The organism is Pseudonocardia sp. NPDC049154 (assembly GCF_040648315.1).
GTDB lineage: Bacteria > Actinomycetota > Actinomycetes > Mycobacteriales > Pseudonocardiaceae > Pseudonocardia.
This window is the reverse complement of record NZ_JBEZDN010000045.1, coordinates 45,168-54,760: the sequence shown is the minus strand read 5'-3', so window position 1 is coordinate 54,760 and position 9,593 is coordinate 45,168. Positions and strand designations below refer to the sequence as shown.

7 protein-coding genes are annotated in these 9,593 nt (G+C 75.4%); all 7 read right to left on the bottom strand.

Annotated elements, in window-relative coordinates:
- Positions 1–106 precede the first annotated feature (106 nt).
- The 7 genes from AB0B41_RS21555 to AB0B41_RS21525 all read right to left on the bottom strand — a co-directional run bounded on the left by AB0B41_RS21555 (position 107) and on the right by AB0B41_RS21525 (position 9,291).
- Complete coding sequence (locus AB0B41_RS21555) at positions 107–2,173, bottom strand: glycosyltransferase family 39 protein (protein ID WP_358205945.1); 2,067 nt, start codon at positions 2,171–2,173, stop codon at positions 107–109.
- A 138-nt stretch (positions 2,174–2,311) separates the two neighbouring features.
- Positions 2,312–3,607, bottom strand: coding sequence for a bifunctional glycosyltransferase family 2/GtrA family protein (locus AB0B41_RS21550; RefSeq protein ID WP_358205935.1), 1,296 nt, complete (start codon positions 3,605–3,607; stop codon positions 2,312–2,314).
- A gap of 192 nt (positions 3,608–3,799) precedes the next feature.
- Positions 3,800–4,390 (bottom strand): hypothetical protein, encoded by a 591-nt coding sequence (locus AB0B41_RS21545; RefSeq protein WP_358205932.1) that lies wholly within the window; start codon positions 4,388–4,390, stop codon positions 3,800–3,802.
- Positions 4,285–4,812 carry a class I adenylate-forming enzyme family protein gene (locus AB0B41_RS21540; protein ID WP_358205930.1) on the bottom strand — a complete coding sequence of 176 codons (528 nt, stop codon included), beginning with the start codon at positions 4,810–4,812 and terminating at the stop codon, positions 4,285–4,287. The genes AB0B41_RS21545 and AB0B41_RS21540 overlap by 106 nt, the downstream gene beginning before the upstream one ends.
- 100 nt (positions 4,813–4,912) lie before the next feature.
- Positions 4,913–6,904 carry a glycosyltransferase family 39 protein gene (locus AB0B41_RS21535; protein WP_358205943.1) on the bottom strand — a complete coding sequence of 664 codons (1,992 nt, stop codon included), beginning with the start codon at positions 6,902–6,904 and terminating at the stop codon, positions 4,913–4,915.
- Between the two features lie 145 nt (positions 6,905–7,049).
- Positions 7,050–8,543 (bottom strand): HAMP domain-containing sensor histidine kinase, encoded by a 1,494-nt coding sequence (locus AB0B41_RS21530; RefSeq protein WP_358205928.1) that lies wholly within the window; start codon positions 8,541–8,543, stop codon positions 7,050–7,052.
- 10 nt (positions 8,544–8,553) lie between these two features.
- Positions 8,554–9,291 carry a response regulator transcription factor gene (locus AB0B41_RS21525; protein WP_358205925.1) on the bottom strand — a complete coding sequence of 246 codons (738 nt, stop codon included), beginning with the start codon at positions 9,289–9,291 and terminating at the stop codon, positions 8,554–8,556.
- Positions 9,292–9,593 lie beyond the last annotated feature (302 nt).

The window sequence follows — 9,593 nt, the reverse complement described above, 5'->3', positions numbered from 1 at the left end:
TACTGGACGCTCAGGGCGACATTCACCCGGGCCGGCCGCGGAGCCGCCGGGCGCGGTAAGTGGTGCTGGAGCACCACTTACCGCGCACGGGCGGCGAAGCCGCAGGTCAGCTCGCCGGAGTCGCCAGGTCGTAGACGGTGCGGCCGCCGACGGTCGTCGGGGTGTAGTGCTGCTCGACCCAGGTCGTGATCTCCGAGGTCGCACGGCCGCGGCCGCCGGGGCCGCCGCCCATGCCGCCGCCGGTGACGAGGTACCGGATCTCGCCGTTCGCCACGTACTGCTGGAACTGCTGCAGCGTGGGGTAGGGGTCGGAGCCGGTGAAGCCGCCCATGGCCATCACCGACGCGCCCGACGCCAGCTCCATCGACGCCGCGCCCTGGGAGCCGGTGGTCGCCGCGGCCCAGCGGGTGCCGGCGTTCTGCAACAGCGTGACGAGCGAGGGGTCGACCGACTCCTCACCGGGGCCCCCGCCACCGAAACCGCCACCGAAGCCGCCCGGACCCACCGTGGCCTCGGGCGAAGTACCGCTTGCGGCGCCACCCGGCGCGCCACCCTGTGCCGTCCCGTCGGGCAGGGCGCCGCCCCGCGTCCCGTCGGGCACGGCTCCCTGGACGCCCTCCGCTGACCGCGCGTCGGTGCGGCCGCCGAACCGGGCGCCCGCGCCCCGCATCCCACCGAAGCCCTCGGCGCCCTCGACCGCGGGACCCGCGCTCGGGATCGAGCCGGTGTGCGCGGTCCCGGCGGTGACCGCCGCCGAGGCGGTCGGGGCGGCGATGCCGGCGAGCACGGCGGCCCCCGCCACCGCGACCCCCCAGCGCCGCCGTCCGGCCGGGATCAGGAGCGCCGCCGTCGCGAGCAGCCCGACGACCAGGACCACCCACCGCAGCCACGGCAGGAAGGTCGGCGACCAGCCCAGCATCACGAACGCCCACGCCGCGGTGACCGCCGAGGTCACGGCCAGGGTCGCCCGACCGGTCCAGGTGTCGCGGGCCCGCCAGGCCTCGCGCCCGCCGAGTGCCACCAGCGCCGCGATGCCCGGCGCCAGCGCCACCGAGTAGTAGGGGTGGATGGTGCCGCTCATGAAGCTGAACACCAATCCGGTCACGACGGTCCAGCCGCCCCACACCAGCAGCGAGCCGCGCGTCCGGTCGGTCCGCGGCGCCCGCCGGGTGAACCACAGCGCCGCGACCAGCAGGATCAGTGCCGCGGGGAGCAGCCAGGAGATCTGCGTGCCGAACGACGTTCCGAAGAGCCGGCCGAGACCCGCCTCGCCGCCGAACATGCCGCCGCCGGGACCGCCACCGCCAGGCATGTCCCCGCCGGGTGCCCCGGGGAAGCCGCCTGCCGCCTCGGCGCCCCCGGGGAACCCGCCGGCGCCCGCCTCGAACCCGCGGCCGCCACCTCCGCCCCCGCCGTTGCCCTCGCCGCCGAAGATCCGGCCGAGGCCGTTGTAGCCGAACGCCAGCTCGAGCGGGGTGTTGTCCGTGGACCCGCCGATGTAGGGCCGCGCGTCGACCGGCCAGAGCGCCACCGCGAGCAGCCACCAGCCCGCGCCGACGACGATGCCGACGCCCGCACCCAGGACGTCGCGGATCCGCCTGCCGACGGTCGTCGGGGCCGCCCACAGGTACGCCACCGCGAAGCCGGGCACCACCAGGAAGGCCTGCAGCATCTTCGCCAGGAACGCGAAGCCGAGGACGAGCCCGGTGAGCAGCAGCCACTTCCACGACGCCTTCTCCAGCGCCCGCACCGTGCAGTACGCCGTGACGACGAGCAGCAGGACGAGGAACGCGTCGGGGTTGTTGAAGCGGAACATCATCACCGCGACGGGCGTCAGCGCCAGGACCAGCCCGGCGAGCAGCCCGGCGCCGGGACCGGCGACCCGCTTCACCGTCGCGTACAGCACCGCGACCGACGCGACCGCCATCAGCGCCTGCGGCGCCAGCATGCTCCACGAGCTGAACCCGAAGATCCGCCCGGACAGCGCCATGATCCAGAGCGACCCCGGCGGCTTGTCCACCGTGATCGCGTTGCCGCTGTCCAGGGAGCCGAAGAACAGGGCGGTCCAGCTCTGCGTCCCGGCCTGCACGGCCGCGGCGTAGAAGGAGTTCCCCCAGCCCGAGATCGCGATGTTCTGCAGGTACAGCACCGCGGTGCCGGCCAGCAGCAGCACGTACGCCGGGCGGTGCCACCGCCGCCGGGGAGCGACGGCGGTGTGCCGGGGCCCGGAGCCGCCCGCGGAGGGTCGGGCGGCTCCGGTGTCGGTGTGGAGCGTGGTGGTCACGGCTGCCTCTCGGTACGGCGGGGAGTGTCAGGCGGCGATCTCGGAGGGCACCTCGGCCGGTCCGGCGGCCGCGGTGCGCGTGCGGCTGCGGAACACCCAGGCGCGGAAGAGCACGAACCGCAGGACGGTCGCGACCAGGTTGGCGACGACGATCGTCACCACCTCCAGGCTCTGGTGGGCGCCGGGCACCAGCGCGCCGAGCAGGGCGAGCGCACCCGTGGTGAGACCCAGCCCGAGGCCGAACACGACGAGGCCCTGGAACTGGTGCTTGGCCGCGTCCTGCCGCCCCCGGACGCCGAAGGTCAGCCGCCGGTTCGCGGCGGTGTTGGCGATCGTGGTGAGCAGCAGCGCCGCGACGTTCGCCCAGATCGGGCCCATGAACGTCCGGAAGAGCAGGAAGAGCAGCAGGTTCGCGAGCGTGCTGGCCACGCCGATCGCCGCGAACCGCACCAGCTGGGTCGGCAGCCCCCGCGGCACGCCCGCCACGGACGTCTGCAGGGGTGCGCGACCCAGCTGGGCCCGCAGCTCGACGATCGGGAGGGCGCCGGTGGCCAGTGCGCGGCCGACCCGCCAGACTCCCTTGAGGTCCGCGGTGGCCGTGGCGACGATGTCCACGGTGGAGTTCGGGTCGTCGACCCAGTCGACCGGCACCTCGTGGATCCGCAGGCCCGCGCGCTCGGCCAGGACCAGCAGCTCGGTGTCGAAGAACCAGCCGGTGTCCTGGACGAGCGGGAGGAGCCGCCGCGCGACGTCGCCGCGGATGGCCTTGAACCCGCACTGCGCGTCGGAGAACCCGGCCTGCAGGGTGCTGCGGAGGATCAGGTTGTAGCAGCGGGAGATGAACTCGCGCTTGGCCCCGCGCACCACCCGGGAGCCGCGGCCGAGCCGGGTGCCGATGGCGAGGTCGGAGTGCCCCGAGATCAGCGGGGCGACGAGCGGGAGGACGGCGTTGAGGTCGGTGGACAGGTCGACGTCGCAGTAGGCGAGGACGTACGCGTCGGACGCCGACCACACGGTGTGCAGGGCCCGCCCGCGGCCCTTCTGCTCGAGCCGGACCAGCCGGACCTCGGCGAGCTCGGCCTGAAGGCGCGCGCCGATCAGCGGGGTCGAGTCGACGCTGGCGTTGTCGGCGATCGTGATGCGGAAGGAGTAGGGGAAGCTGCGCAGGAGGTGCTCGCGCAGCCGCCGGACCGACGGCTCGAGGTCGTTCTCCTCGTTGTGGACGGGGACGACGATGTCCAGCACGGTGCGGTCGCGCCGGCCGCCGCGTGCGGCGTTCCCGGGCGCGTCGTCGGTCCAGTTGTCGGCGGCTACGGGGCTCATGCCGACGACGATCGGGGCCGGGCCTGTCGCGGGTTTGTGGTCGACCTGTGGCTCCGCTGTGGAGCGTCCCCGATCCGGTGTCGCGCCCGTCACGCGGGCGCGGTCGGGGCGGGGAGCAGGCCTCATGGGCCCCGACGATCCCGCCGCCGGCTGTCGTGATCGTGTGCCGGACCTGTGTGGGAGCTGTGGGCGCTAGCGGACGGCCTCGCGCCGCACCCGGATGCCGGCCGCCTCGCGGTCCCAGGCGGCCGCCGAGCCCTCGGCCCGCAGCCGCGCCTTCTGCACCTTCATCGTGGGCGTGCGCGGCAGGGCGTCGGCGACCCGGACGTACCGCGGCACCATGTAGTGCGGCATCCGGTCGAGGAGGAAGCCCAGCAGCTCGGCCGGGTCGATCTCGGCGCCCTCGCGGGGGACCACGACGACCAGGACGTCGTCCTCGCCCAGCTCGCTCGGCACCGCGATCGCGGCGGCCTCGTCGACGGCGGGGTGCGCCTGGACCTCCACCTCGACCTCGTAGGAGGAGATGTTCTCGCCGCGCCGGCGGATCGAGTCCTTGACCCGGTCGACGTAGAAGTACTCGCCGGACGGCTCCTGCCGCAGGGCGTCGCCGGTGTGGAACCAGGCGTTGCGCCAGGCCTCCGCCGTCGCCTCCGGGTTGCGGAAGTAGCCCGTGGTCGTCACCCAGGGATCGGCGCAGCGCAGCACGAGCTCGCCCACCGCGCCGGGCGGGACCGGCATGTCGTGCTCGTCGACGAGCCGGGCCTCGACGCCCTCCCGCGGCACGCCGCAGCTGTAGGGCGTCTCCGGGTCGCCTCGCTGAACACCGTGGTCAGCCGGGCCGTGTCGACGGCGGCGAGCCGCTCGGCGAGCCCGGCGTGCGTGACCATGGTCCGGACCTCGGAGAGCTCCACCGCGTGCTCGAGCAGCCCGCCCTTGTACGCGGTGTTGAACGGGACGTGTACCGCGCCCAGGTAGGCCACGGCGAGCCACACCCGCACGGCCAGCGGCCCGTTCTCCTGCCAGGACGCGACGTGGTCGCCCTGCCGCACGCCCGCCCGCTGCAGGGCGCGGGCGGTCACCCGGACCTGGCGCCGCAGGTCCGCGAAGGTCCACGCGGGCTCGCCGGTGTCGAACACGGCGACGACGCGGTCCGGCGTCTCCGCCGCCCAGTGGTCGATCAGGTCGCGGAACACGACCTCCTGCATGCGGCCTCCCGGTGACGGCGGTGTCCCCGCACTGAACGCGCGTTCAGTCTGCGGGGGGAGAGCGGGTCCCGCAAGGGATCCCCGCCCTGGGCCGCCCGGATCAGGCCGTGGTGCCGCCGGTGAGGTCGTAGAGCGTGACGCCGTCGACGGTCTGCGCGGTGAAGTTCTGCTGCACCCACCCCGCGATCTCGGCGGCCGCGTCGCTGCCGCCGGTGTCCGAGCCGCGGGCGTCCGACCCCGCGCCGCCGACGAACCAGTGGATCTTCCCCTCCGCCACGTACTGCTGGAACTGCGCCAGGGTGGGGGCGGGGTCGGTGCCGTTGAAGCCGCCGACCGCCATGACCGGGGCCTCGGACGCGAGCTGGTAGCCGGCGGCGGCGTTGGAGCCGACGGCCGCCGCGACCCAGGTGTAGTCGGACGCGTCGTCCTGCAGGAGCGTGGTCACCGCGGCGGGCGGGGTGGTGGTGCCGAGCAGGGAGCCGAAGCCGCCACCCGTGCCCCCGCGCATGCCGCCGAAACCGGTGCCGCCGGTTCCGGTCGTTCCCGTGGAGATGCCCGGGGCCGTGGTCCCGGCGCGGCCGGTCGTGCCCCCGGGAGCGCCGGGGACGCCGGCCTGCCCGCCCGGCGTCTGCCCGGCGCGGAACCCGCCCCGCATGCCTGTGCGGCCGAAGCCGGCCGGCCCGCTCGTGCCGCCCGGCCCCCGGCCGACGCCCGACGGCCCGGAGCTCGGGATCGCGCCGCTGTGCGGCTGGGCGGCGGTCGCCACCGACCATGCGGCCGTGCCACCCAGCGAGGCCAGCACCGCCGCCGTCACGACGCCGGCGGAGAGCAGCCGCGGGAACCGGTGCACCCCGAGCAGTGCCCCGGCCGCGACCACGCCGAGCGCGAGGACCGTCCAGCGCAGCCAGGGCAGCCACGAGTCGAGCAGGACGAAGGCCCAGACCGCGCTCGCCACGACCGCGAGGCCGAGGTAGACCCGCGCCGTCGCGGTGGAGCGGAGGCGCCACAGCTCGGCCGCGCCCATGCCGGCGAGCGCGCCGATCGCCGGGGCCAGGGCCACCGTGTAGTAGGGGTGGATGATCCCGGCCATGAAGCTGAACACCAGCCCGGTGATCAGCAGCCAGCCGCCCCAGGCGATCGCCGCGGCCCGCACCCGGTCGGTGCGCGGACGCCGGGCGGTCAGCCACAGCAGCCCCACCAGCAGGATCAGCGCCGCCGGGAGCAGCCAGGACGCCTCCGAACCCATCTCGGACCCGAAGAGCCGGCCGATGCCCGTCTCGCCCCAGCCGCCGCCCGCGCCGCCGCCGACGCTGCCGGTCTCGTCGCCGGTCAGCCGGCCGACGCCGTTGTAGCCCAGCACCAGCTCCATCACCGAGTTGTTCTGCGAGCCGCCGATGTAGGGCCGTGACGCGGCCGGCCACAGCTCGACCACCAGCACCCACCAGCCGCCGGCGGCGACGAGGGCGACGCCCGCGAGCAGCAGGTCCCGGATCCGTCGTCCGATCCCGGTGGGCGCGGCGACCAGCCACACCGCCGCGACCGCCGGGACGATCAGGAAGGCCTGCAGCATCTTGGTGAGGAAGCCGAGGCCGAGGAACACGCCGGCGAGCACGAGCCAGCGCCCGTGCCCGCGCTCGAGCCCGCGCAGGGTCGCCCACACCGCGGCGACCAGCAGCAGCACCAGCAGAGCGTCGGGGTTGTTGAAGCGGAACATCAGCGTGGCGACGGGGGTGAGCGCGAGCACCGCACCCGCCAGCAGGCCCGCCGCGTGCCCGGAGGTGCGTCGCACCGTCGCGTACAGCAGCCCGACGGCCGCGATCCCCGTCAGCGCCTGCGGGACGAGGATGCTCCAGCTGCTCAGCCCGAAGAGCCGCACCGACAGCCCGGTCACCCACAGCGCGGCGGGCGTCTTGTCCACGGTGATCGCGTTGGCGGCGTCGGACGAGCCGAAGAACCAGGCCTCCCAGCTCTCCCCGCCGGCCTGCGCGGCAGCCGAGTAGAAGGCGTTGGCCCAGCCGGAGGCCGAGAGGTTCCACAGGTAGAGGAACCCGGTCCCGACCAGCAGGACCGCGAGCGACGCGCGCTCCGGCAGCCTCCGCCGCCGTGGCGGGGGCGGGCCCCCGGCCACGGGAGGATCGGCGGGGCGCGCGGTCAGGGTGCTCGTCACGCTGCCCGAGGCTGGTGGGCCCCGCTGTGCCGACCCGGTGCCGCACCTGTGCGCCGCCTGTGAGCGGCCCTCACAGCCGCGCCGGGACCTCCGCGGGGACGGGCGCGGGGGTGAGGGGGAGGGTCACCCGGAACTCGGTGCGGCCCGGGCGGCTCTCCAGCCCGACCCGCCCGCCGTGGGCGGCGACGACGGCGTCGACGATCGCCAGGCCCAGCCCGGTGCTGGCGGTGTCGTTGACCGCGCGGGCGCGGCCGGCGGAACCGCGGGCGAAGCGCTCGAAGACGTGCGGCTGCAGCTCGGCGGGGATGCCCGGGCCGGTGTCGACCACGCTGAGCACCGCGGAGCCGTCGGACACCCCGAGGCCTACGGTCACCTCGGTGCCCTCGGGGGTGTGGGTACGGGCGTTGGCCAGCAGGTTGGTGAGGACCTGGGTGAGCCGCGAGGCGTCGCCGGGGACGGTGACCGGCTCCTCGGGCAGGTCGAGCTGCCAGCGGTGGCCGGGGCCGGCGGCGTGGGCGTCGGAGACGGCGTCGAGCACGAGACGGGTGAGGTCGACGGGCGCGCGTTCGAGGGGGCGGCCGGCGTCGAGGCGGGCGAGCAGCAGCAGGTCCTCGACCAGCGTGCTCATCCGCTCGGCCTGCGACGAGATGCGGGTCAGCGCGTGCGCGGTGCCCTCGGGCAGCGCGGCGCCGTCCCGGCGGGTGAGCTCGGCGTAGCCGCGGATCGCCGCGAGCGGGGTGCGCAGCTCGTGGCTGGCGTCGGCGACGAACTGGCGCAGCCGGGTCTCGCTGTCCTGGCGGGCCTCGAGGGCGCCCTCGACGTTGTCCAGCATGCGGTTCAGCGCGGACCCGACCTGCCCGACCTCGGTGCGCTCGTCGGGCTCGGGCACGCGGGTGGCCAGCTCGACCTCGCCGCGGTCGAGCGGCATCGCGGAGACCTTCGCGGCGATGCCCGCGACCTCCTCCAGGGGCCGCAGCTCGCGCCGGACCAGCACCGTCGCGGCGACCGCCGCGCCGCCGAGGGCGGCCCCGATCACGATCAGCTCGATCACGACGAGCCCGTTGACGACGTCCGCGACCTCCTGCGCGGGCTGGCCGAGCACGAGGACGGCGCCGTCGGGCGCGGGCACGGCCACGGCGCGGTACTCGCCGAGCGAGAGCGACACGGTCTGCGGGTGGTCGCCGGGCCGCAACGTCGCGAGCTGGGCGACGTCGGCCTCGGGCACCGTCCGGGAGGACCCGCGGCGGTCGGTGACCGCCGCCTCGTCGACGACGCCCGCGCGCACCACCGCGCCGAGCGTGCCGGGCTTCTGGGCAGGACCGAGGAAGGAGTCGGCCCGGCTGAGGCCGGGCGGGGCGAGTTCGTACCGGGAGAACTGGAAGCGCGCCGCGGCGCCGAGCACGTCCTCGTCGAGGCGGTGGTAGAGGAAGCTGCGCAACGCGATCGCCGTCGCGACCCCGATGACGGCGCAGGCCAGCGCGATCAGCAGCAGCACGGTGACGACGAGCCGGGCGCGCAGCGTCCGGCTCCGCGCCACGACCCGGTCGGTCACCCGTGCGGCCATGCGCCCCTCATCACCCCGCGGCGGGCTTGAGCACGTACCCGGCCCCGCGGACGGTGTGGATCATCGGCGCGCGGCCGGCGTCGATCTTCTTGCGCAGGTAGGAGACGTACAGCTCGACCACGTTGGACTGGCCGCCGAAGTCGTAGTGCCACACCCGGTCCAGGATCTGCGCCTTGGACAGCACCCGCTTGGGGTTGCGCATCAGGAAGCGCAGCAGCTCGAACTCGGTGGCGGTCAGCTCGACGTCGGTGTCGCCGCGGCGGACCTCGTGGCTGTCCTCGTCGAGCACCAGGTCGCCGACGACGAGCTCGGAGCCCTGCCGCGCCGCCGTCATCCCGGCCCGGCGCAGCAGCCCGCGCAGCCGCGCGACCAGCTCCTCCAGGCTGAACGGCTTGGTGACGTAGTCGTCGCCGCCCGCGGTCAGGCCGGCGACCCGGTCCTCGACGGCGTCCTTCGCGGTGAGGAACAGGACGGGGACCTCGGGGCTGTCCGCGCGCAGCCGGCGCAGCACCTCGAGCCCGTCGAGGTCCGGCAGCATGATGTCGAGGACGACGGCGTCGGGCTTGAAGTCCCGCGCCGTCCGGACCGCGGTGAGCCCGTCGCCCGCGCTGCGCACCTCCCAGCCCTCGTAGCGCAGCGCCATCGAGAGCAGGTCCGACAGGGTGGCCTCGTCGTCGACCACCAGGACGCGGACGGGGCTGCCGTCGGCGCGGCGGAGTGGTGCGGACTGCTCGCTCACCTCGGTCATGGTAGGGAAGCCTCGCCCGCGCGGCTGTGTCGCCGGTGGGCGCTCCCTGTGCGTTCCCTGTGCGGGAGCCGCGGCGCCCGCCCGCGCACGGCCCGGTGGCCCGCCCCACAGCGCGGGGACAGGTTCTGTCAGCACGGTGGGCGCCGGTGGCGGACTCCCTCCCGGCGTCGACTCGACCACCTGGCAGACGGCGATGGAGGCCTGCGCCGACCTCGCCCCGGCCCCCGGCGGCGCAGCGACCACCGGCTGACGGGCACGGTTCGATCACGGGGCGGTCCCGGCCCGGCCGGCCGGGCCGCCCT